This window comes from Candidatus Zixiibacteriota bacterium (genome assembly GCA_040753875.1).
Taxonomy (GTDB): Bacteria; Zixibacteria; MSB-5A5; order GN15; family FEB-12; genus DATKJY01.
The window spans coordinates 122,958-146,967 of sequence record JBFMDV010000005.1 but is presented as its reverse complement, the minus strand read 5'-3'; the positions used below and the strand labels follow the sequence as shown (position 1 = coordinate 146,967).

General features: G+C 57.3%; 20 protein-coding genes and 1 tRNA gene. 20 read left to right on the top strand and 1 reads right to left on the bottom strand.

Features of this window, described 5'->3' with window-relative positions:
- The first annotated feature begins 148 nt into the window (after window positions 1-148).
- From AB1644_02145 to AB1644_02120, 6 genes are all read left to right on the top strand, one after another.
- On the top strand, window positions 149-2,335 hold the full coding sequence (locus AB1644_02145; GenBank protein MEW6049851.1) for a flagellin: 2,187 nt from the start codon (window positions 149-151) through the stop codon (window positions 2,333-2,335).
- A 99-nt stretch (window positions 2,336-2,434) separates the two neighbouring features.
- Window positions 2,435-4,789: a flagellar filament capping protein FliD gene (fliD, locus tag AB1644_02140; protein MEW6049850.1), complete on the top strand. Its 2,355-nt coding sequence runs from the start codon at window positions 2,435-2,437 to the stop codon at window positions 4,787-4,789.
- 26 nt (window positions 4,790-4,815) lie between these two features.
- Window positions 4,816-5,253, top strand: coding sequence for a flagellar export chaperone FliS (gene fliS, locus AB1644_02135; protein ID MEW6049849.1), 438 nt, complete (start codon window positions 4,816-4,818; stop codon window positions 5,251-5,253).
- Between the two features lie 10 nt (window positions 5,254-5,263).
- Window positions 5,264-5,716, top strand: coding sequence for a hypothetical protein (locus tag AB1644_02130; protein ID MEW6049848.1), 453 nt, complete (start codon window positions 5,264-5,266; stop codon window positions 5,714-5,716).
- Window positions 5,717-5,790: 74 nt separating this feature from the next.
- Window positions 5,791-6,114 carry a hypothetical protein gene (locus AB1644_02125; GenBank protein ID MEW6049847.1) on the top strand — a complete coding sequence of 108 codons (324 nt, stop codon included), beginning with the start codon at window positions 5,791-5,793 and terminating at the stop codon, window positions 6,112-6,114.
- A 24-nt stretch (window positions 6,115-6,138) separates the two neighbouring features.
- Window positions 6,139-7,023, top strand: a complete 885-nt coding sequence (locus tag AB1644_02120; protein ID MEW6049846.1) for an HDOD domain-containing protein — start codon at window positions 6,139-6,141, stop codon at window positions 7,021-7,023.
- A gap of 91 nt (window positions 7,024-7,114) precedes the next feature.
- Here AB1644_02120 and AB1644_02115 read toward each other — a convergent pair whose 3' ends face one another.
- On the bottom strand, window positions 7,115-7,681 hold the full coding sequence (locus AB1644_02115) for a class I SAM-dependent methyltransferase (protein MEW6049845.1): 567 nt from the start codon (window positions 7,679-7,681) through the stop codon (window positions 7,115-7,117).
- Window positions 7,682-7,943: 262 nt separating this feature from the next.
- On the opposite strand from AB1644_02115, the gene AB1644_02110 reads away from it, so the two are divergent.
- The 14 genes from AB1644_02110 to AB1644_02045 all read left to right on the top strand — a co-directional run bounded on the left by AB1644_02110 (window position 7,944) and on the right by AB1644_02045 (window position 23,984).
- Window positions 7,944-8,020 (top strand) — tRNA-Val (locus tag AB1644_02110).
- Window positions 8,021-8,092: 72 nt separating this feature from the next.
- Window positions 8,093-10,018 carry a threonine--tRNA ligase gene (gene thrS, locus AB1644_02105; protein ID MEW6049844.1) on the top strand — a complete coding sequence of 642 codons (1,926 nt, stop codon included), beginning with the start codon at window positions 8,093-8,095 and terminating at the stop codon, window positions 10,016-10,018.
- 29 nt (window positions 10,019-10,047) lie between these two features.
- Entirely contained in the window at window positions 10,048-10,677 is a 630-nt protein-coding gene (infC, locus tag AB1644_02100; protein MEW6049843.1) for a translation initiation factor IF-3, read from the top strand.
- A 30-nt stretch (window positions 10,678-10,707) separates the two neighbouring features.
- The gene (rpmI, locus tag AB1644_02095; protein MEW6049842.1) at window positions 10,708-10,905 is read left to right on the top strand and encodes a 50S ribosomal protein L35; all 198 of its coding nucleotides are present in this window, start codon (window positions 10,708-10,710) and stop codon (window positions 10,903-10,905) included.
- Window positions 10,906-10,941: 36 nt separating this feature from the next.
- Window positions 10,942-11,292 (top strand): 50S ribosomal protein L20, encoded by a 351-nt coding sequence (gene rplT, locus AB1644_02090; GenBank protein MEW6049841.1) that lies wholly within the window; start codon window positions 10,942-10,944, stop codon window positions 11,290-11,292.
- Between the two features lie 15 nt (window positions 11,293-11,307).
- The gene (locus tag AB1644_02085) at window positions 11,308-12,318 is read left to right on the top strand and encodes a phenylalanine--tRNA ligase subunit alpha (protein ID MEW6049840.1); all 1,011 of its coding nucleotides are present in this window, start codon (window positions 11,308-11,310) and stop codon (window positions 12,316-12,318) included.
- Between the two features lie 2 nt (window positions 12,319-12,320).
- Window positions 12,321-14,705: a phenylalanine--tRNA ligase subunit beta gene (gene pheT, locus AB1644_02080; GenBank protein MEW6049839.1), complete on the top strand. Its 2,385-nt coding sequence runs from the start codon at window positions 12,321-12,323 to the stop codon at window positions 14,703-14,705.
- A gap of 2 nt (window positions 14,706-14,707) precedes the next feature.
- Entirely contained in the window at window positions 14,708-14,950 is a 243-nt protein-coding gene (gene zapB, locus AB1644_02075; GenBank protein ID MEW6049838.1) for a cell division protein ZapB, read from the top strand.
- A 96-nt stretch (window positions 14,951-15,046) separates the two neighbouring features.
- The gene (locus AB1644_02070) at window positions 15,047-15,364 is read left to right on the top strand and encodes a cell division protein ZapA (GenBank protein MEW6049837.1); all 318 of its coding nucleotides are present in this window, start codon (window positions 15,047-15,049) and stop codon (window positions 15,362-15,364) included.
- An 84-nt stretch (window positions 15,365-15,448) separates the two neighbouring features.
- Complete coding sequence (gene rny / locus AB1644_02065) at window positions 15,449-17,014, top strand: ribonuclease Y (GenBank protein MEW6049836.1); 1,566 nt, start codon at window positions 15,449-15,451, stop codon at window positions 17,012-17,014.
- Window positions 17,015-17,157: 143 nt separating this feature from the next.
- On the top strand, window positions 17,158-17,985 hold the full coding sequence (locus AB1644_02060) for a TIGR00282 family metallophosphoesterase (protein MEW6049835.1): 828 nt from the start codon (window positions 17,158-17,160) through the stop codon (window positions 17,983-17,985).
- 13 nt (window positions 17,986-17,998) lie between these two features.
- Entirely contained in the window at window positions 17,999-18,892 is an 894-nt protein-coding gene (locus AB1644_02055; protein ID MEW6049834.1) for a bifunctional 5,10-methylenetetrahydrofolate dehydrogenase/5,10-methenyltetrahydrofolate cyclohydrolase, read from the top strand.
- 296 nt (window positions 18,893-19,188) lie between these two features.
- On the top strand, window positions 19,189-22,158 hold the full coding sequence (locus AB1644_02050) for a hypothetical protein (protein MEW6049833.1): 2,970 nt from the start codon (window positions 19,189-19,191) through the stop codon (window positions 22,156-22,158).
- Window positions 22,155-23,984 carry a PorV/PorQ family protein gene (locus tag AB1644_02045; protein MEW6049832.1) on the top strand — a complete coding sequence of 610 codons (1,830 nt, stop codon included), beginning with the start codon at window positions 22,155-22,157 and terminating at the stop codon, window positions 23,982-23,984. The genes AB1644_02050 and AB1644_02045 overlap by 4 nt, the downstream gene beginning before the upstream one ends.
- Window positions 23,985-24,010: the final 26 nt, after the last annotated feature.

Here is a 24,010-nt window from a genome sequence, read left to right as displayed (position 1 = left end):
AAGGAGGGTTTCCAGAACGAAGTCAAGGTTCAGGTGTCAATTGGAGTGGGGCACCCTTACGATGCACGAACATTGGAAGTGACGAATCCGGAATGAACAACAGAATGGTTTGGCAAGGAGTCCAAACATTTCACGGAGGAATTGAGTAATGTCACTTCGCATCAACCACAACCTTGCGGCGCTTAATGCCAACCGCAATCTGAAACAGACGACCGGCATGATGTCCAAGTCGATGCAGAAGCTGTCGTCCGGTTTCCGCATTAACGCGGCTGCCGACGATCCGGCCGGTCTGGTGATTTCCGAGCAGTTCCGCTCGCAGATCGCAGGTCTGAATCGCGCGATTCAGAACTCCGAAGGATCGATCAGCATGATTCAGACGGCCGAGGGCGCGTTGACCGAAATCAACAACCTGTTGATCTCGATGCGCGAACTGGCCATCCACGCGGCCAACGAAGGGTTCAACGACACCGACCAGCTGGCTGCCGATCAGGCTGAAATCGCCAACGCGTTGAAGACCATCGATCGTATCGCGGCCAACACACAGTTCGGCACGAAGAAGATCCTCGATGGTTCCAAAGACAACATTGCGACCATCACCAGCGCCAACTCGTCCGGTTTGACCATCAAGCAGTCGAACATGAGGACCGGTGCGCACTCCATCACGGCCACCAAGACCGCCGACTCGACCGCCGGTCTGAACACCACGTCGCTGGGTATCAGCCTGACCAACACCGACGGCGATCCCTACAATCTGTCCGAGAAGATCCACAATCTGGACGTCGTGCAGGCGTCGGACGTGGCCAAGAAGGTTTCCGGCAGCGTCACGCTGGCCGACGCCTTCGGCAACGACCTGACTCTGGCTGCTGCGGCCACCGTGGCGATGCTGTCATCGACCGCAGCCGTGGGTGCGGCGGCTACCGCCAGCAACGCCGGCACGTATACCTTCGTTATCAATTACCAGGAGAACGGCGAGTCTCCGACCGGCAACCAGACGTTGAACGTCGACGTGGTCGTTGGTGACACTTCCGCCACTATCGCAGCCAAGCTGCAGACGCAGATCAACCTGAACACGGCGCTCTCCGGCAAAGTGGTCGTGACGGCGACCGCGGGTACCAACCCGCTCCGCATCAAGACCGCCAATCAGGGCGCTCAGTACTCGTTGGCCACCGCGGCCTCATCGACCACGGCCAGCCAGGGGTACTTCTCAGTGGCGGCCGGTGACGCGCGCGGCGTATCGGCGAACCTGCTGAACTTCACGGTCGTCACCGACAAGTGGGCCAGCGGGCGCACTGCCAATGCCACCGTTGCGGCTGCTTCCTACAGCTCGCTGGCAAGTCTGGTGACCGCGATCAACACCGCTCTGGCCACCACCGGTGGTACCGGCGGTTTTGGTGTGATCGTTGCCGGAGTCAATGATATCGAGGCCGCTGTGGTTAACACCAACCAGATCCAGTTCGCCACGCGCGATGAGGGGTCTGATTATTCGATTAAGTTGAATGCCGGTGTGGCCGGTTTCGGCAACCTGATCAACGTTCTGAAGCTGACGACCGACTCGCTGGCGGTCACCGGTCGTGACGCCCTGGTGAGCTTCGACGGCTATACCAACAACGTCACCAAGGTGAAGTACAACGCCACCAACGCGGTGACGCTGTACAACAAGGCGGTCGGCGCCGCGGGTCGCGGTTCGATCGGTTTGACGATAGCCACCGCCCTGAACGGCGTGAATGTCGGCAACCTGCTTCTGGACGTGAAGGCGGCCAAGTTTGACGTCCGTCTCGACGGCGGTCCTGCGACCTCCGTGTCAGCTGGTGTCAACACCACCATCTTCACGGCTGACCGTACGCAGTCCGTCATTCTCAACTACGCGCTGACCTCTCAGGGCGGCACGGAGACGATCAACAACACCGATCAGTCCCTGGTCTTCCAGATCGGCGCCAATGTCGGTCAGACGACCGCGATTGGTATCCGGAACATGTCCGCTTCGTCCCTGGGCAAGGGTCAGCCGGGCAATTCGTTCGCATCGCTGGCGCAGATCGATGTGACCACCGTGTTGGGCGCTCAGGATGCCCAGGTTCTCATCGATGCGTCGATCAACGAGGTGTCGACGGCCCGTGGCACGCTGGGAAGCTTCCAGAAAAACACTCTGGAATCCAACCTGCGTAACCTGCGGATTGCCGCTCAGAACCTGACGGCTTCCGAGTCGCAGATTCGTGACACTGATATGGCTGAAGAGATGTCAGAATTCACCAAGAATCAGATTCTGGTGCAGGCCGGCACCGCCATGCTGGCGCAGGCCAACCAGATGCCGCAGGTGGTTCTGTCGCTCTTCCAGTAATAGGAACATGAGTTTCGGAGGAGACGAAAGTCTCCTCCGAACCGAATAGGACCACGAACCGCACACCAACAGTGATGTCATGGTTCTGACAGGAGTTTCATGGCTGCGCTTACTTCAATTGACGGACTCAGCTCCGGCCTGAACACTACCGAAATCATCGACTCCATTATTCAGGTGGAACGTCGCCCGGCCGCCCTTATGGAAGCGGAGCAGACCGAGAAGACGAATATCGTCTCGGCCTGGAAGGCGTTTCAGGCGAAGCTGCTGGCGCTGGTCACCGAGGCCAACCAGTTGACCAAGCGCTCTTCCTTTGAAGCCTACTCTCTGAACGTATCCGATGACACGGTCTTGACCGCTACCAGTACTGGTCGGGTGAGCACCGGATCGTACGATGTTCAAGTACTTTCGGTGGCCCGTAACCACCAGATTGCCAGCCAGGGTATTTCAGACCAGTCGCTGGCTTTGCTCGGTACCGGCACTATCACGATCCAGATCGGCACCGGTTCGGCCAGGACCATAACGGTTGACAGTACCAATAACTCCCTCGAAGGGATTCGCAAGGCCATCAACGACGCCAAGGTTGGCGTTACGGCGTCTATCGTGAACGATGGTTCCTCCTCCGACCCCTACCGGTTGGTGCTCTCCGGTGACAAAACAGGTCAAACGAACGCGATTACGTTCTCGGCGAGTCTTACGGGCGGTACAGGGCTGAATTTCAGCACGTCGACCTTCGACAGTCCGGAATCGCTGATCCGCAATTCGTCGTCCACGGCGCAGATCACGCTGGGCGGCACTGCCTCGTACACGGGCAGCAGCAACAAGATCTACACGTTCACAGTTGCCGGTACCGGTGCTCAGACCGTGGGAACCAACAATATCACGCTCAACTGGAGCGATGGCATCAACAGCGGCTCCATTCTGGTCACTCAAGCCGACACCGAGGTAGCGCTGGTTGGGACCGGCGCCGACGGGTTAAAAATATCACTCGGTTCGGGCGTCCTGTACGGCGGAGACAAATTTCAGGTGGGTACATTCTCGCCGCTCTTGCAGCAGGCTGCCGATGCCCGCATCGCCCTCGGCTCCACCGGCGGGGACGGTTCTCCCATCACGGTCTCGTCGAAAACCAACGAATTCAAGGATGTCATCGGTGGCGTGACACTGAATGTGCGTAAGGTCTCCGACCCGGGTACCGCCGTCACTATTCAGGCGGATGTAGACACCTCTGGCCTGAAAGACAAAGTTAATCAATTCATCAAGCGGTATAACGATATCATTGATTACATCAACGAGCAGAACAAGTACAACAGCGACTCCAAGGAATCGGGCGTGTTGTTCGGCGATTATTCGCTGCAGTCGATGCAAATCTCCCTGCGCGCCGTCATCGGGTCGCGTGTCGCTGGGCTCACCGGCAACTACAATCAGCTGGCCGCTATGGGTATTCGCTCCGGGACCGACGGCAAACTGAGCATACGCGACCAGTCCAAATTCGATTCCGCGCTTACGAGCAACCTCGATGATGTCATAAAGTTGTTCACGAGTTCCGGTTCCTCGACCAACACCGGCATCGAATTTGTCTCCTCGACAGACAAGACCAAAGTCGGTGAGGATTACGTGGTTGACATCACCAGGGTGGCCACCCGTGGCGGCTTCCGCGGCGGCAGTATGGCGAGTCCGGCTTCGACGCCGCTCACCCTGACCAGCAGCAACAATCGCCTCAAGCTAACCGTCGACGGTCTAACCTCCGCTGAAATCGTGCTGGCGGAAAAAACGTACGCCACCACCAGCGAGCTGGTGCAGGAACTCCAGGATCGCATAAGTGCCGACAGTACAATCGGCAGCCGTGGTGTTGTCGTGACCTGGGTCGATGCCGGTGTTGGCACGGGTTACCTTGATTTTCGCAGTTCGAGCTACGGCGCATCGTCTCGTGTTAACACGGTGGCGATTTCCAACAGTGCCACCAGCGCCCTCGGCTTAGACACCGGCATCAGCCAGACCGGTACTGACGTGGCGGGGACCATCAACGGCGAAGAAGCCGAGGGGATCGGCCAACTCTTGACGGGCAAGACCGGCAATACGAGCACCGAGGGGTTGAAGCTGAAAGTCACGTTGACGTCGCAACAGATGCTGTCAGGGGAGGATGGTTCGATCACGCTGGCCAAAGGCGTGGCCTCCAAAATGTACGACCTCACCAGCAGCCTTACCAGATCCGGAGATGGATTGATCGACCGTCGTATACGCGGATACGAAAATCAGATCGCCGACCTGAAAGAGCGGGTCGAGGATTTCGACAAGCGGCTGGCCTCACGTCGTGAGAGGCTGCTGGCGCAGTTTATTGCGATGGAAGAAGCGCTGGCGCAATTCAGCACCGAAGGTCAGTATCTGACCGGACAGCTCAATGCGCTCAGCGCCAACTGGTCGTTCAATAACAATTCGACTTCGAGCAACAATAGTTGATGTAACATAGGAAGAACGGAACGGCGATGGACACCAAGCTCGACACCTACAAGACAATCGATACGCTCGGAAAATCGCAACTCGACCTGATCATCCAGGTCTACGACGGTGCGCTGAGGTCGTTTGAACGCGCCCGCACCTGCTACCAGACGCAGGATACCGAATCCGGCTACCAGGAGCTCGAAAGGGCCAAGCGGTTCCTGATGCACCTGTACACAACGCTGGATTTCGAACGGGGTGGCGAAGTGGCGGACCGGCTGGGGCACTTGTATGCCTTCACACTCAACCAGATCAACCTGGTAGAGGCCACACACGATCTCAAACAACTTGACAAGAACGTTGCCGTCATGCGAAATCTTCGCGATGGCTGGGCCGGTCTGAAGCGGCAGTTACCGGAAACTGAGGAAGGACAGTCGGTCTCCGAATCAATGGCTTCCGCCGGACAATTCGAGGCCTCGGCCTGAGAGCGCACCTATGAAAGAGACCAATGTCAGCCAAATGGAGCGTGAGCTCGTTCGCCTACTGAACGAGGAGTACTCGTTTTACCAGTCCCTGTATCTGCTCCTGGACAAGCAGCGGGACCTCATCAAGTATGACCGCGATGAGCATTTGCTTGATCTGTTTGCCGAGATCGAGCGGTGTCATGTCCGGATCAAGGAATCCGAAAAGAAGCTCGTGGAGCTGCGCGGTAAGACGCCGTCGGTATTCCAGGCCGCTTCGGACAGCTCCGAAGTACGGAAAATGGTGAACTGTATCACTACGCTGGTGAAGAAGAACATCAATTTGGTGAGCGAAAACGAGGCGTATGTCCAGGAGCGCCAGGACCGCATTCGCCGTGAACTGGAAGAGCTGCGCGGAAGCGACAAAATTCTCCAGTACTTTCGACAGGAAGAGCCGTCGCCGCAATTTGTCGACGGCAGGAAATAATATGCGCTGCGGCCGTGGCTGATGTCGCCGGCCGACAGCGATCGCCCTAATATAGGATGTAAGGAGGGTGATGTATGAAGATAGGACCGACCACGCCGGGTGGAGCTTCGAAGCCGAATCGTCCGGCCGTTACAGCCAGTAGCGATAACGTTGCCGGCGCGCAAAAACACTGCGACAATGTGACGATTACAGACGACGCGCGCCGTCGATTGTCGCAATTGGCCGCGGTGGCCCGCGATGAACTCCTCGGGCAGGACCAGGCTGACGGCGGAAATCCGGCACGCGATCTGGCCGGCAACAAGCGCATCGCCGAAGTGAAGCGCCGTATCGAAGAAGGTTATTACGGGCGGCCCGAGATTAAGGAACAGATTGCCGACCATCTTGCCGATGATGTATAAGACAGACGACGGGGTGCATGAGCTATGACGACGGTGACTGTAGACAACCGGGTAAAGCAGATTGTTTCCAACATTCGTAATCTGCCGACGCCACCGATTGTATTTCATCAAATCCAAAAAGTCATCAATGACCCCAGAACGTCGGCGGGCCAGATAGCATCGATACTATCCGAGGACCCGGCGATGTCGGTCAAGGTGCTCAAACTGACTAACTCGGCCTTCTACGGCTTAACACGGGAGGTTGATTCCGTCAAACAAGCGGTCGTCATCGTCGGACTCGAGGCAATCAAGAATCTCGTCTTGTCAGCGTCAGTGCTGGACATGTTCAAGGGGAAGAACATCGACCAGGAATTCGAGGAGAAATTCTGGCGTCATTCGCTGGCCACGGCTTTCTGCTGTCGTTTGATGGCGCGGAAGGTCCAGGGCAATGCCATGGTCGATCCCGACGCTGCCTTTTCGGCCGGGCTGCTTCATGATATCGGCAAGATCATTTTGTGCGCGTTCCTACCGGAAGAGTACCGTCGATTCAAAGAAGTTCGTGTTACCGACAATCAATCCGAGACCTACAAAGTAGAAGAACAAGTGCTCGGTTACACCCATTGCCAGATTGGCTCACTGCTGGCTGTCCAGTGGAAGCTCCCCTCACGGCTCGGCGAAGCTATTACCTATCACCATCACCCTGCCGAGAGCCCGGCCCCTGAGCCGCTCATCCATACCGTTCACCTGGCCAACTACATTGCCAAGAAGACGTTTTATGATCGGGATGAAGCGCACCTGGTGGGCGGGTGGGACCAATCGACCCTGCAAGTCCTTGGCGTCGGCATCGAAGACCTGGAAGGCTTCAGCCAGGCCCTCCGCGAGGAGTACGTGAAGGCCGAGACGTTCATGAAAATGGCCGGCATCAGCTAAGCGTGGCGCGTCGACGTGCGTGATTGGCGCCTCTCCTAATGGGGAGGCGTTTTCTTTTGGGCGATGTGACGGAGTGACCGTATGTCCCGTTTCAGGCAGACGCGGATGCCACGCGCGCGCCATCGAATCTCAAGTAACAGAGCAGCGACTGCGGGTTGGGAATAATGATGTGCTCCGGGAACTCGGCGAAATGATCGCGTGACCATTGCGAGCGATGCGTTTCATAGGCGTTGCCGAACGCGCTCCCCTGAGCCGAAACCTCGAGAGGCGTAGACACGAGACAGGCGCGCCCACGATGTGCGCAATCCCGCAACAAGCGTTGGCCGTCCTCAATCGAGAAATGCTCGATGACATCAATGAGAAGGATAAGATCGTAGTATGTGGTGAGCCGGGGGACAGCAACCAGCGCATCTCCGATATGTATATTGCTGTAGATGAGGCGATGCAGCGGCGTGACATACTCCTCGAATGCCTCAATTCCGTCGATTTGAGTCTGCCAGTCGTTGTATCGGTCGCGTCCGTCCCAGAGTTCGAGATACTCCCGGCACAGGAAACCGTACTTGCCGAACCCGATGCCGATATCGAGGACCGACTTTGGTTTGGTGGCGCGGATTATTTCAACGATGGTGCTGATCTGCTGGGCGCTGCTTGATGGCATAGTTCCTATCTCACTTGCGAGTCCACTCCTTTAGGGGATGGACAGTTCTGACATTCCTCGTCCGATACCATTGTTATCGGCGCGTGCGGTCATCGGCTGAAGGTGCGGCCGGTGACGTAGGGGAGGCGACGTCAGGCATTTGGCGGAACCAACAGTCAAGTATGCTGTTGCATCGCAAAATAACAGTTGACAAGTGCGACCATCCAAAGTAAACTTTAAGACTGCGTCCAGGCCTTGCCAGGCGTACAACCTGATACGGGACGGGCGATTAGCTCAGATGGTTAGAGTACTTGCTTGACATGCAAGGGGTCACTGGTTCGATTCCAGTATCGCCCACCATTAGTTTTGCGGGAAGCCGATGGAGTCTCACTCCGGCCGGCCGCCCGCCTTTTTTGATAGAGAAGTAAGTTGATGTCACAGGTGAGCATACAATTTCCGAACGGATCGGCCAAAGAGTTCCGCTCCGGCGTGACCGGCGCCCAAATCGCCGAGTCCATTTCGCCTCGGTTGGCTAAAGAGGCTATTGCCGCCAAAGTCGATGGTGTCGTGCGTGACCTCAGTTATCCGATCACCGCGGGCGCTCCGGTGGAGATCCTGACTTTCGATCAACCCGAAGGGCGTCAGGTGTTTTGGCACTCGTCATCGCACATTATGGCCCAGGCGGTACAGGAACTGTTTCCGGGCGTCAAGCTGGCTATTGGCCCCCCCATCGACGAAGGGTGGTATTACGATTTCGACGTGCCACAGCCGTTTTCACCGGAGGATCTGGCCCGGATAGAGGAGCGGATGGGGCAGATTATTGCCGAGGACGCCGTTTTCCGTTGCGAAGTGAAAAGCCGGGAGCAATCGATGGATTACTATCGCTCCAAGGGCGCTACGTACAAAGTGGAGCTTCTTGAGGGGATAGCCGACGATACCGTCACGTTCTATTATCATTCGCGTTTCGAGGATCTCTGTCGAGGACCGCACATCCCGCGCACGGGGATTGTGAAGGCGTTCAAGCTGACCGCGACCAGCGGCGCCTACTGGCGCGGTGATGAGCATAAGCAGATGCTTCAGCGTATTTATGGGATTTCGTTTCCCAAGAAGGCGATGCTCGATGAATACCTGGCGCGCATCGAGGAAGCCAAGAAGCGGGATCACCGCATGCTGGGCAAACAGCTCGAGTTGTACCATATCACCGAAGAAGTGGGAGCCGGCCTGATTCTGTGGCTGCCGAAAGGTGCGCGTATCAGGACCATTATAGAGGATTTCTGGCGCTCAGAGCATCTGCGAAACGGCTATGAACTGGTGTTTTCGCCGCACATCGCCAATCTGGACCTTTGGAACAAGAGCGGCCATACCGGTTTCTACATCGAGAACATGTACGCACCAACCATGGTGGACGAGCGGCCGTATCAGCTCAAGCCGATGAATTGCCCGTTCCATATTCAGATGTACAAGTCACGACTCTGGTCCTATCGCGACCTGCCGCTTCGGTGGGCGGAACTTGGTACTGTCTACCGCTATGAGCGGGCGGGCGTGCTTCATGGGCTCATGCGCGTGCGCGGATTCACCCAGGATGATGCCCACCATTTTGTGACGCAGGAGGGGATGGAGGCCGAGCTGGTCTGGCTTTTGGATTTCTGTGTACACATTCTGAAATCGTTTGGCTTTACCAATTACGATGTGTATCTTTCCACCCGACCGTCGGAGAAAGCGGTCGGCGATCCGGCCGATTGGATCAAGGCTGAGGACGGTTTGCGAAAAGTACTGGAGCAGGCCGGTATGGCCTATCAGGTCGATGCCGGCGGCGGGGCGTTCTACGGCCCCAAGATCGACATTAAGATCAAAGACGCGATCGGCCGAAGCTGGCAATGCTCGACCATCCAGTTCGACTTTTCGTTGCCGGAGCGCTTCGATCTGACCTATGTCGGTCAGGACGGCCACCAAAAGCGGCCGTACATGATTCACCGGGCATTGCTCGGATCGATCGAGAGGTTCTTTGGCGTGTTGATAGAGCATTATGCTGGCTCGTTCCCGCTGTGGCTGGCGCCGGTGCAGGTGAAAGTGCTGCCGATCACCGACGGCTTCAACGAGTATGCTCGTGGTGTGGTTGAGGCTCTGAAGAAAGATGATATACGGGCTGCTGTTGACGACCGTTCCGAGAAGATCGGCGCCAAGATACGAGATGCCGAGATGTCCAAGGTCCCTTACATGTTTATTGTCGGGGAACGGGAGTCGAAGAACGGTTCGATAGCGTTGCGCAAGCATGGTATCGGCGACCTCGGAGTGAAATCGCTTGGCGAGGTTGTCGGCATGTTGAAACAGGAAATTACGGGTAAAGGACTCTCGTAGGAAAGACGCTGTAGTTACAGGAGGAGTGTATCACCACTAAGGACATACGTGTCAACGATCGTATCCGCGTGTCGCCGGTGCGACTGATTGGTCCGGCCGGTGAGCAGATCGGCATCGTGCCGACTCGCGAGGCCCTGGACCGGGCAAGGGAATTGGGTCTGGATCTGGTGGAGGTGGCCCCGAACAGCCGCCCGCCGGTGTGCCGCATCCTTGACTTCGGAAAGTACAAGTACGAATTGTCCAAGAAGGACAAGCAGGCCAAGAAGAAACAGCACACCTTCCAATTGAAGGAAATGCGGTACCGACCCAAGATCGATGAGCACGACTATCTGTTCAAGACCAAGCATGTACGCGAATTCCTCCTCTCCGGGAGCAAGGTGAAGGTGTTCGTGTTCTTTCGGGGACGCGAGATGGCCCACACCGAATTCGGCCGCAAGATTCTCGACCGTGTGACCACCGACCTGGCCGATATCGCGCTGGTGGACCTGCCGCCGAAGCAGGAAGGGAACAACATGAGCATGGTGCTCAGTCCCAGGCCGGAAGTCATTCGCAAGGTACAGGCATCCAAGGCGGTCCAGAAGAAAGAGGCCGCCGCGCCGGAGCAGCTGGTCGACGAAATCGAAATAGAGAGTGGTGACGAGACTCTGTCGCAAACGTAGGCAAGAAGAACTGAGAATAAAGGAAATCGTATGCCGAAGATCAAAACACGCCGCAGCGCGGCGAAGCGGTTCAAGAAGACCGCCACCGGAAAGTTCAAGCGCAAACGCGCCTTCAAAACGCACATCCTGACCAAGATGTCCACGAAGCGGATTCGCCATCTGCGCAAAGGGGCGCTGGTGTCCGATTCGGACCTGAAACGGGTCAAGCGGATGCTGCCGAACGACTGAGCACGACAATAAACAGAAAGTGGAGATACAGAAGAGATGCCTCGCGCCAAAAACAACGTTGCGGCCAAGCGCCGCCACAACAAGGTCCTGAAAAAAGCCCGCGGCAATTTCAGCGGGCGGAGCCGTCTGTACCGGACTGCCCTCGAGACCGTCCGCCGCGGTCTGCGGTATTCCTACCGCGACCGTCGCGCCAAAAAGCGGGAATTTCGCGTTCTCTGGATCGCGCGAATCTCGGCCGCCGCCAAGCTGTGCGGTCTCAATTATTCCAGCCTGATGCACGGCCTCAAGAAGGCCGGGGTGGAACTGGATCGCAAAGCCCTCGCCGATATTGCCGTCCGTGATATGGCCACGTTCACCAGCCTCGCCAATATCGCCTCGGGCAAGTAGACGGCTGAACGCGGTATGGCGCTGGTTGACGACATACGAGCGATCGAACGGGAAGCTCTCGAGCGAATCGGACAGGCCGGTTCGCTCGATTCGTTACGGGAGCTCTCGGTCCAGTATCTCGGCAAAAAGGGGCAGTTGACCGCCGTGCTCAAAGCGCTCGGTTCGTTGCCGATCGATGAGCGCAAAGCAGTCGGCGCCGAAGCCAACCGGGTCCGCACCCTGCTCGAACAATCGATCGAAGAGACTACGTCCAGACTTGCGATAGCGGCTGGCCCATCAGTTGACCCCACGCTCCCCGGCATTGGCCAATACATCGGCGCCGTACATATCATCAATCAGGTGATGGGGGAGATCTGCGACATTTTCCACGGTATGGGCTTCGAGATCGCTCGCGGCCCGCATATCGAAACCGACTACTACAATTTTGAAGCGCTCAACTTCGCGCCGGACCATCCGGCCCGCGATGAGCACGATACATTTTTCGTCGAGGGGGGACGTCTGCTCCGCACCCACACCACGCCGGTCCAGGCCAGGGAGCTTGAACGACGCACGCCTCCCATGAAGATCCTCATGCCGGGGCGCACGTTCCGACACGAAGATGTCTCCACCCGATCGCACATTTCCTTTCATCAGGTCGATGGCTTCCTGGTGGACAAGGGTGTATCGGTAGCGGACCTCAAGGGGACGCTGAATGCCTTCTGCAAGGCGTTTTTCGGTGCTGATGTCAAGCTCAGGTTCCGCCCGTCGTTCTTTCCGTTCACGGAGCCCTCAGCGGAGGTCGACATCTCCTGCTTCCTTTGTCATGGCAAGGGGTGCCAGCTTTGCAAGTTCGCCGGCTGGCTGGAGATCCTTGGCAGCGGGATGATCCACCCCAACGTGCTTCGCATGGCGGGACACGATCCCGAGATCTACTCGGGCTTCGCGTTTGGCATGGGAGTGGAACGCCCGGCGATCCTGAAATATCGCATTAACGACATTCGACTGTTCTTCAATAACAATCTTCGGTTCCTCAGGCAATTCGTGTAAACATGCAGCTCTCGTACCTTTGGCTGAAAGAACTGACCGGGCTTAATTGGTCCGCACCGGAAATGGCTGAGCGGCTCACCCTATCCGGCTGCGCCTGCGAGTCGATTGAGCCAGCAGGCGCTTATCTAAAAAATGTCATAGTTGGCCAAGTGACAGCGCTGGAGTCGGTGCCGGGTGCTTCCAAGATTCAGAAAGCGACGGTCGACACCGGTCGCGAGCGACTACAGGTGATCTGCGGGGCGCCCAATGTCGCAGTCGGCCAGAAGGTGCCGCTTGCCCACGTTGGTGCCCGACTCGCCGGCGATATGGAGATCAAGAAGGTAACGATCCGCGGCGTCGAATCCTCGGGCATGATCTGTTCTGAAAAGGAACTTGGCCTCTCGGCCGATCACTCGGGGATCATGGTGCTCGACAATGATGCCCCCGTCGGCAAACCCTTGATCGAGCATTTGGATCTCGATGACTACATCATGGGATTTGAGGTCACGCCGAATCGCGGCGACCTCCTTTCGGCTATCGGCATCGCGCGCGACCTGGCTGCCCTGGGTGGGGTATCACTCAAGTTGCCGACAATCGCTCTGCGCGAATCCAAAACCGGCACCAATGAATTTGTCAGTGTGAAGATCGAGGACCCAAAAGGTTGCCCCCGATACGCGGCCCGGATCATACGAAATGTCAGGATCGGTCCATCCCCATGGTGGTTGAAAAAGAAGCTCATGTTGGCCGGTATCCGGCCTATAAACAACGTGGTCGATATTACGAATCTGGTCATGCTCGAATCCGGCAATCCGCTCCATGCGTTCGATCTGGAGCTCTTCGGTTCGAACACTGTAGTCGTGCGGCGGGCCCGCGAAGGCGAGAAGTTTGTCACGCTCGACGAGCAACCCCACACACTGAGTTCTCATGTCCTCCTGATCACGAATGGCGTGGAGGGTGTAGCCGCAGCAGGGGTGATGGGCGGCCTCAGGTCGGGAGTCCAGGACACAACTTCCACGATTCTCCTTGAGGCCGCCTATTTTGACCCTGTTGTAATCCGCAAGGGGCGCCGCGAGCTTGGTCTCAATACCGAGTCCTCCTATCGTTTCGAGCGGGGCGTTGATCCGAACGGCATCCCGTATGCCATGGACCGGGCAGCTTTCCTGTTTCAAGAGCTTTGTGGCGGCGAGGTGCTCACCGGTATGGTGGATTCCTACCCGGAGCCGCGGCGGCCGAAGTGCATCGGTCTCAGACCGGAACGATGCCGGGCCTCACTCGGTACGGACATCTCGACCGACAAGATCGCGGGTATTCTGAATGCCCTGGGTCTTCCCGTTGCCGAAGGGAACCAGCTTCAGGTGACGATTCCCACGTTTCGCTCCGATATCGCAAATGAAATTGACCTTATTGAGGAGGTGGCGCGGATAATCGGTTGGGCCAACATCCCTGACGCCGTTTCAACAAATGGTCCCCTTTATACGCCAATCCATGAGCGTGACCGCTTCGAAACGGATTTGCGGCACATTCTCACTGCCGCCGGGTTCGACGAGATTCTGGGGCATGGTTTGGCGGACAGCCGGATTGCGGAACAGCTCTATCCGGAGCTTCCGAAAGTTCGGCTCGTCAACCCGGTGTCCGATGAACTCGACATCATGCGGAACACGCTTGTCCAGACGGCGTTGACCGCGGCATCGCACAATATCGCCCATAGACTTACCGATATTCGGCTGTTTGAGATTGGAGCTGTCTACTGGCCCCCCAACGACAAAGGGGAATGGGTCGAGGAGGACCGCTTGTCTTTGCTCGCCACCGGTAACATTCCCGGCAACTGGAAAGTCAAGTCGCGCCCGGCCGAGTTCGCCGATCTTCAAGGCGCGATTGCGTCGATAGGGCGTCATTACGGCTGGCCGGAGATGACCTTCGCGCTGACTGCCGTTCCGTTCCTGGAGAGTTCGGCGTCCTTCAAAGCGTCCCTTGGCAGCACGACGATCGGCAGTCTCGGATTTATCTCCGCTGAAACGCTCAAGCGATTTGACATAAAGCAAACGGTGTATTATGCTGAATTCAATCTTGCCGCTATGATGGATTTGAGTCACGAGCGACGCCAGTTCGTGCCGCTTCCGGCGTACCCGTCGGCTCCGCGCGACCTTGCCGTGATCGTGGATGAGCAGGTGCCGGTAGGCCAGATCCTCAACCTGGTTCGAACTATGGCCGGTGAGATTGCCGAGTCCGTCGATATGTTCGATCTCTACACCGGCCAACAGATCGGGGCGGGGAAAAAGTCGGTGGGGATAGCGATCACATATCGCTCCCGCGAACGAAGTCTCGCCGGTGACGAGGTGGACGTCGTCCAACAGAAGATCGTCGCCGAGCTGAAAAAGAAGTTCAACGCTGAGATTCGGGAAAGGTAAGCATGGCTGACAAGCTGCAGGCGCTGGAAGAAAAAGTTGACCAGCTCGTCCAGCTGGTCGAGAAGCTGCGCACCGAAAACAGCACCGCCAAAGCGGAGAACCTGGAGCTCCGAAATGAGTTATCCCGGGTGCAGGGCGAAGTGAACCGACTCCGCGTAAATCAGAATGACCACTCCCAGGCGATCAAGGACCGGCTGCAAATACTCGTCTCGCATCTTCAGGAACTGGAGCAGATCAGCCGGTAAGTTTTTTGTTGACATAAGACGACCAAATTGGTATAAGATTTTGTAAGATAGTCGGATAGGACAGGAACATCCCGTGGTGTGGTAGCGAAAGGCCCTATGTCTGACTCGTGTGTGGAAAACAAGGTTATCGTAAAGATATTTGGTGAAGAGTACCCTATCACTGGTGTGAGCGACCCGGCGCACATATACAAGGTTGCCGAGTACGTTGACGCCAAGATGAGAGAGGTTGCCCGGATCAGCCGATCGAAGGCCCGGGACAAAGTCGCCATATTGACGGCATTGACGATCGCATCGGAGCTCGATGAGACAATCGAGCAGTTGCGGTCCGTCACGGATAGCCGGAACACCGAGATCGACGGCCTGCTGACGCGTCTGGACAAGGCGCTGACGCATGAACCATTGAATCTGGGCTGACATACCCCGTCCGCTCCCTTCCTATCCTTCCAGTTTGAATTATAGATTCACCCGGCGGATCAACTGCCCGGGTGGGAGGACATCGTGAACAATCTCGTCATAACGCTGGTGGTGGCGCTGCTCGTCGGTGGAGCAGCTTTCGTCGTCGCCTGGGTGCTGGCGCATCGCGTGGGCGAACGCAGTGTTGCGAACGCTCGCGTTGAGGCCAAGCGCATCCGGGCGGAGGCGGAAAAAGAAGCCCAGATGAAGAAAAAGGAGGCCGCTCTCGAGGCACGAGAAGAGTGGCTGAAGATAAAGAGCACGTTCGAAAAGGAGATGGAGGAGAAGCGGCGCGAACTCGAAAAGCTGGAAAAGCGGCTGGACGAGAAGGACGGCACCCTCCAGAAGAAATTCGATTTTGTCGAGTCGCGTGAGCGAGACCTGGTTGGCCGCGAGAAGGCAATGCAGGCTCGCGAGAAAGGGATCACACTCCGCGAGACCGAGCTCGACGGCATGATTTCCACGCAGAATGAGAAACTCCAGAAGATCGCCCAGATGACCCCCGAAGAAGCCAAGCGTCAGCTCATGGAGAACATGGTCAGCGAGGCCAAAATGGAGGCCGCGGCGTACATCAAGGAGATCCGCGAGCAGGCCGAGCAGAACGCCGAAAAAGAGGCCAAGGAGATCATCCTGTCGTCGATTTATCGCTGCGCCGCCGACCACACGGTCGAGTCGACCGTTTCGGTGGTGAACCTGCCCAACGACGAGATGAAAGGGCGCATCATCGGGCGCGAAGGTCGCAATATCAGGGCGTTTGAAACCTGCACCGGCATAGATGTTATCGTCGATGACACACCGGAGGCGGTCATTCTATCCGGATACGACCCGGTTCGCCGCGAGATCGCGCGCATGTCACTCGAAAAGCTCATTTCTGACGGCCGCATTCATCCCACCCGTATCGAAGAAGTGGTCGACAAGACCAAGCGGGAAATGGATGTGATCGTGCGGGAGGCCGGGGAGCAAGCCTGTTTTGAACTCGGCATCCACGGTCTGCACCTTGACGTTATCAAGCAGCTTGGAAAACTGAATTACCGGACCTCGTACGGACAGAATGTCCTCGCTCACTCCAAGGAAGTGGCCATGCTGTGCGGCCTCATGGCGGCTGAATTGGAACTCGATGCGGTAATGGCCAAACGGTGCGGCTTGCTGCACGATGTCGGCAAGGCCATCGACCGCGAGACGGAGGGGACGCACACTCAGATCGGCGCCGACTTCATTCGGCGATATAAGGAATCGGAGTACGTGATCAACGCCATCGAATCGCACCACGGTGACGTGCCGATGTTGAGCCCGTATCCGGTGCTGGTCCAGGCGGCCGACGCCATTTCCGGAGCCCGTCCTGGCGCTCGTCGCGAACCGCTCGAGGCCTACGTCAAGCGTCTGCAGCAGCTTGAGGAGTTGGCGGACAGTTTCAAGGGTGTGTCCAAGGCGTACGCCATCCAGGCCGGACGTGAGGTCCGCGTGATCGTAGAGCACGACGTGATCGATGACCTCGCCAGCGCCGTGCTGGCGAGCGACATCGCCGCCAAGATCGAAACGGAGATGCAGTATCCCGGACAGATCAAAGTGACGGTGATACGTGAGACTCGCGCCACCGAGTTCGCCAAATAGAGTCGCCGAGCGTCCAAGATTGCCGTTGCGCGTCGTGGGGAGTTTTCGTACACTCCGCACGACGCGTTTTTTTCGAGAATAGTGCCGGTCAATTCAGGCGGCGATGACCCGGTACGCGCGAGTCCGCCTTAGAAAGTTTCCTCATGTCCGAGTTCACCATTATGTTCATCGCCGATATTTGCGGTCGCCCGGGTCGGCAGGCAGTCGCTCATCTGTGCAAATCGCTCAAAGAACAGTATGCTGCGAATTATGTCATAGCCAATGTCGAGAACGCCGCCGGCGGGTTTGGCGTAACACCCGAGATGTCTCGCAAAATCTTCAGCTACGGCGTTGACCTACAGACCTCAGGCAACCACATCTGGGACCGGGTGGACATTATCGAATATCTGGAGGCCCGCCCAAAACTGTTGCGTCCGGCCAATTATCCATACGGCGTGCCCGGTGCCGGCGTCTATCTCGACACGTGCGGTGAATTCAAGGTCGGCGTCGTGAATCTGATGGGCCGGACCTACATGAGCGACACCGATTGCCCGTTTCGGGTCGCCCGGCGCGAGGTTGCCCAGTTGACCAACAGCACGAATATCATTTTCGTTGATTTTCACGCTGAGGCCACGTCTGAGAAGCAAGCGATGGCGTATTATCTTGATGGTCGCGTGTCAGCCGTGATTGGAACTCATACACACGTGCAGACGGCCGACGAGCAGATCTCCGAAAAGGGAACCGCGTACCTTACCGATGCCGGCATGACCGGCCCGCACGATTCTATCATCGGCATGGAAAAGGGACCGTCGCTGGGACGGTTTCTGACCGGCATGCCCAAGCGGTTCACCACTGCAAGTGGGGACGTCAAGCTGTCCGGCGTGATCGTTAAGGTGGAGCCGGAGTCAGGCAGAGCCACGCATATTGAACGCTTCATGGTAGCTTTCGATATTGCCAAGGTCGGTGCCAACGCCATTCAGGTGGAAGATTGAGTCGGGTGTACCTGTGGACGGCGTCATAATCGACGGGAAGCTGGTAGCCGATATAATCCGCAAAAAGCTGAACGGGCGAATCGCGGCACTTGCCGCGTCCGGCGTGACGCCGGGCCTGGCTGCCGTGCTGGTGGGCGACAACCCTGCCTCCAAAACTTATGTCAACGCCAAAGCCAAGGCATGTCAGGAACTAGGACTCTATTCCGAAGTGATCCGGCGGCCGGCGACGCTGACACCGGAGGAGCTTTTCGGGATTGTGAAGCAACTGAACGCCCGTCCCGAGATCCACGGCATTCTCGTTCAGTCACCGCTGCCCGGTCACCTCGATGAACTGACTGTAACGTTAGCCGTAGATCCGTCCAAGGACGTCGATGGTTTCCACCCGTATAACGTTGGGCTGATGCTGCTCGGTCGTGGAACGCTTTTGCCGTGCACGCCGCACGGCATCATCAAGTTGCTCGAACATTATCAGATCGATCCATCCGGTCGTGAAGTAGTGGTCGTGGGCCGCTCGAATATCGTCGGTAAACCGGTGGCCGCGCTCTTGATGCAGAAAGGGAAGATGGCCAATGCGACGGTCACCATCGCTCACTCGCATTCCAGGGATCTCCCGGGCATTACTCGTCGCGCCGACATTCTGATCGCTGCGATCGGAAAACCGCGGACAATTACCGGTGACATGATCAAACCAGGAGCAGTGGTGATCGATGTGGGTGTCAACCGGGTCGACGATGCGACCTCGGCCAAAGGGTACCGTCTGGTCGGCGATGTGGATTTTGGTACCTGCGTAGCAAAGGCCTCCTACATAACGCCGGTCCCAGGTGGCGTAGGACCGATGACTATCGCCATGCTCATGGCCAATACGGTTACCGCTGCCGAAAATCTCACACACGGCGTACGCGGATAGAACTCAACGAGCTGCAATCAGTTCCTGAAAATGTGCAAGCTCGTGCACGTCAGGATATGGGGGAACTTCCAGCGCCAGGACTTCGGACCGTTTATCCGCAGGTCCTTCACGAAATGGCCGTTTCTGTCCGTCTAACGTATTGTCATTCATAATGATAAATAGTAGTTGGCAGTAGGTGAGGTTCAATTTCCAAAGGGCCGAAAAACCTCACTGTGCAAGTTCTGCAAAGGCACAAGCTTTGCTGTTTGTATAACACTTGCACAACGAGAATGCACCGCAGGTTTGAATGGAATTAAGTGAAGACTGTTGTAGCTGCCCTTGTCGGATTCCTTTGGTTGGGCGCAAACAGCCCGTTTGGGATTGATTCGGTTGAGGCTGGAGTAACTGCCACGCCGGCTGCCGGTGAGTTGGCGAAGATCATCCTCAACATCTCGCCGAATCAAATCGTAGGCGCACCGTTTCGGACCGGCGCCGAAATAATCCTCCTCGATTCTGCCAACAACCTCCAAACAGATTACGACCTTGCCGCCCAGCCGATCTGGCTGGTGCCGGACCGAGGACAATTAGATCCCGACACACTCAGTAATCCCGCACTTATTGACAGCGGCATCATTGATTTTCTGCCTGCTTCCGTCAGGTTTTGGGGAAGGACAGGGCAGGTCGCCATTTATGCCACGAACGGTACGATTCGTTCGTCGAGCGTGACAGTGACCGTTAGCGGCTATGATATTCTCGCCGGACTCGATCATGTTGGTGCGCCAATTAGTCAAATTTTCACCGGTAATCCGACCAGCGTTCGTGTGGTAGTCCAGAACAAGGGGAACCTGATACCGAACTCTCCGGCCACGATCCGAGCTTCTTTCCGTTCTTCCGCTACCCAGTCCACGGCGCAATTCACACCTGCGTCTTTGGGTGAACTGGATACCATAACCGTCACCTTGCCCACTGCCGGACTCACGCCCGGCCCCGACACATTGGTCTTGCAGGCGGAAGCAGTGTTCCCGGTCAATGGCGCCTCCGAGACCACAATCGACGAAAAGTTATTGCCGGTCACAATCCTGACATCGGTCACCCTTGCCCCAGTGGCCGGTACGTTCCAACCGGATTCCGTGTATGCCGGGGTCGATTTCCCGCTGTCCTACGACATTGCCGCGCCGAATTTCGACGGGCCAATCGACAGCAGCTCAACGATAGTGGAACTCGTTGATCCTGCAACTACGCTCCCGGTGGCGACCATCCGTCAAGGACCTGCATCGGCGTCATCGTTCAACAACGGTGTCATTGCGTACGGTGCTCTGGTCGGTCGCATAGATTCCGCGCTGGCGCTCGTCTCGCAGTCCTACGCTATCCGCCTGAGCCATCGGGTTCTTTCCGGCGGCAGCGTTCTGTCAGTGACCACCATTTTGCAGGACTCGCTATTTCTGTTGCGCCGTAACCCTCTGGCCTACGTAACCGGCACCCTGGCACCGTCTCAGGTGGCCGCAGGTGCTGAAGCCGTATTCAGTTTCGACCTTGTCTTCTCCGGAACGGTACCGGTCGAGATCCAGCCCGGATCATCCGTGTTCACGCTGACAACCAGCGGATTCAGTTCGTCGGTCAGCATGAGCGCCGCCTTCACCCAGTTGGTGGCCGGAGTGAACCATGTGCAGACAGCGCCGGTGTTTATCCCGCCATCGCTGTTGGGCCAGAACCTAGCCGTACTTCTGACGTTCAACTATCGCCGGTCGGCGTCGCCGAGCTATCTCAATTTCCTCACGACCTTCAACAATCAGTTGGTGCCGGTCGGTGAACTACCGGTCGTGCAGATTCTCCAGGTCTCGTCCCTGGCTCCGAACGTCCCCAAAGTAAACACGGGGCAGCATTTTCAGATCAGTTGCCTGCTCGCCAACCTGACTGCCGCTCCCTCGGACAGCGTTGACCTTCGGCTTGCCACGACCGGCGCCTCGACTTTCACGCCGCTATTGACAGTTCCCTCCGTCCCGGCCAATGACACGGTGGAACTGTTGTTCTCGGTGACTGCAGCCCAAACCGAGGATCCGGCGGAAATATTCCGTGTCGATATAGTCTCTCCTGATGTCAGCCAACTGCCCCCGGTCGACAACGTGGCGTTGATGACGGTCGAGCGACCAGCTTCGCTGGCGCTGACCTATACGGTGGTCGGCGGCAGCGCCGGGTATTTCACGTATGGCGAGACCTTTTCTCTTACGGTGACGCTGTCCAATTTTGGCCGTTCCGGTATCAGCCCGGGGCGGTACCGACTCACCACCGGAGGCGCAGACCTCGGGTCCCCGGATTCGCTGGAAGGCTCGATTGACGCACGTCAGCCGGTTGGTTTCATTTTTCACGCGCCGTTTCAGGATCTATCCACCACCATCAATTTCACCGTAATCGAGCAGCCGCTTGATTCGAATACATTGCAGCCCGCGCCTCTTCAGGGTCCAGTGTTTAATTTGCCGGTGATGGTGGTCAGTACCCAGGGGGACCTCCTGTTGACCGTCTCGGACCAAGCGCCGGGAACCGTCATAGTAGGTGCCGAGACGCGCCTGCTCAGATTGCATCTGGCCAACCGGGGACAATCGTCGGCCACGGCGGTGCGCGTGCATGAGCTTACCTTTCGCATGAGCGATATCGAGGGGCGTCCGGTCGAAGTCGGACAGATCGTAAACCCTACGCTGTCCGGTTTGTTCGCCAATGGCACCAAGGTGGCCTCAGCTTCGGCACAAGATAGTCTGCTCACGTTCACGTTCACCGACTTCATTATTCCAGAACAACAAACATCAACCCTCGATCTGCGCGCGTTCATTCTGGCCCTCGCGCCAAGGGGGTTCGGTCTGCGTCTCGATACCGGAGCGGTGGACATACGCTTTGTCGAGGGGCCGCGTGCGGACAGCGCGGTGAAAGTGGTGGGAGCTGCCGGTGGCCCCGATCTGGTAAGTGCACAGTTTGCAACGGCTGTGGCGGACTTTGCCAGTTCATTCGTTGTCCAGGACAACCCGTACCGTCCGCGGGAAGGCCCGGCGCGATTCAGCTATGTGCTCACCGATCCGACCGGTGTCTTGCTACGCGTTTTCAGTCTCCAGGGGGAACAGGTATATGAGATCACCATTCCCGAAGGAAATGGCGCTTCAGGTGTGGGCACGCACGTCATTGAATGGGATGGTCGAAATGGAAGCGGACATGCGGTGTTGAACGGTGTCTATATCGTCTCGTTGACGGCGCTTCGAAGCGGCGTCGAAAGCAGGCTTAAACTGGCGGTAGTCAAATGAATCACTGCTACCGGCTACTGATGCTGTGCGCCCTTTCTGCTGTCCCGGTTGTCGCGATGGCTGATGATGCCGGACGTGAGAGCATTTTCTCGCTTGGCGTCGGCTCGCGGGCGCTTGGAATGGGAGGCGGCTATACGTCGCTGGCCAACGACGCCTCGGCTGTCTACTACAATCCATCGGCATTGCCGGATGTCGATTTCCAGCAGGTTTCTCTCATGCATGCGACACTTTTTGAGGGGACCATTTTCGATGCCGTCTCCTGGGTCTACCCGGTCACGCAGCGGACCGGATTCGGCGTTGGCTTCATGCGGGCGGGGACCGGAGATCTGATTCGCCGTCGGAACTATGTCGATCTGGGCCGTTTCGACTATGCCACCTGGCAGTTCCTGCTGTCGTACGGTCGCCGGCTCGAACAGAACATCTCGGTCGGTTTGAGCCTGAAAATAGTCAATCAGTCGTTGGGTGAGTTTTCCGACTACGGCATCGGCGGCGATCTTGGTTTCAAGATCGCACCGCATCATCACCTCTCGTTTGGGCTTGCCATGCACGATCTGGTCCCGCCACGCCTTATGCTGGATTCGGCGACTGAAGATGTGCCGCTATCGGTTGTGGGCGGCGCCTCGCTGCACTCCGTGGGGCTGTCGAGGACCATGAAATTGACGGCGACTTGTGATCTGGAAATGGTTGAACATCGCTCGACCAAAATACACGCCGGTGGTGAGTTACTATTCTACGAGAACTATGCGTTGCGCTGTGGCTACGACAGGGACAATCTCTCCTTCGGCGCCGGATTGGCCAAAGGGCATGTGAAAATCGATTACGCCTACAAGCTGATCAAGTACCTGCAGGACAGCCACCGTTTCACTCTCTCCTTCTTGATCGGGGAGTCCATGACTCAGCAGGAGGCCCGGCGGGCGGCCGAAGAGGCGCAGCGCGGCACGCGACTGCTTGAGGACGAGCGGAAACGACAGTTTGAGTTTTATAAGAGAAAAGGGGATGAATTCTACCGCCAGTTCCGGCTCGATTCGGCGCTGGCCAATTTTCAGCGCGCTCTGGCGTTCGACGAAAACAACCAGGAAGTGATCGGTACGGTGGCCGCGGTCGACAATGCTCTCCGGGTGCAGCGCGAGGAAGAGCAGCGGATCCAGCAGGCGCGGTCGGAAATGGAGAGATCGATCGCCGCTTATTTCGATCAGGCCAAAGCATTTTATGACAAGAAATACTATTCCGCGGCCAGCGACCTGCTGGCCTTGATATTCGACATCGATCCCAACAACGCCGAGGCAAGTGTCCTTCAGGAGCAGATTCAAGCCGCACGGAGCGACGAAATCGAGCGTACACTGCAGTCGGCGCGGACAGCATCCGAGCAGGGAAGGACCCTCGATGCCATCACCGCCTACTCTCGCGTGCTTGAGCTTGATTCCACCAATGCTGAGGTGCGTCAGGCCCGCGCCAAAGCGCTTTCGAGCCTCGACGTTGCCCAGCAGCTCAACCTGGGAATCGCCCTGTACAACAAGGGACGCTTCAATGATGCTACGAGGCAGTTCCAGGCGGTGCTCAAGGCTAATCCCGAAGAGCCGCTGGCTTTGGAGTACATGCACAAACTCACGACTCAGCCCCGGCAGGCCTCGACGCTCGAGGATCTCCAGCGCGACAAACAGATATGGCCGCTCTACCTCGATGGTTTGCGCCACATGCGCAACAGAGACTACGAACAGGCAATCGAGGCGTGGGAGAAGGTGCTCGAAGCGTATCCTGACAACGCCAACGCCAGGGATAACCTCGAACAAGCCAGACTCCGCTTGAAAGCAGAGAAACCCGACTAAAAGATCGATACGGCCGGTTTTTAGTC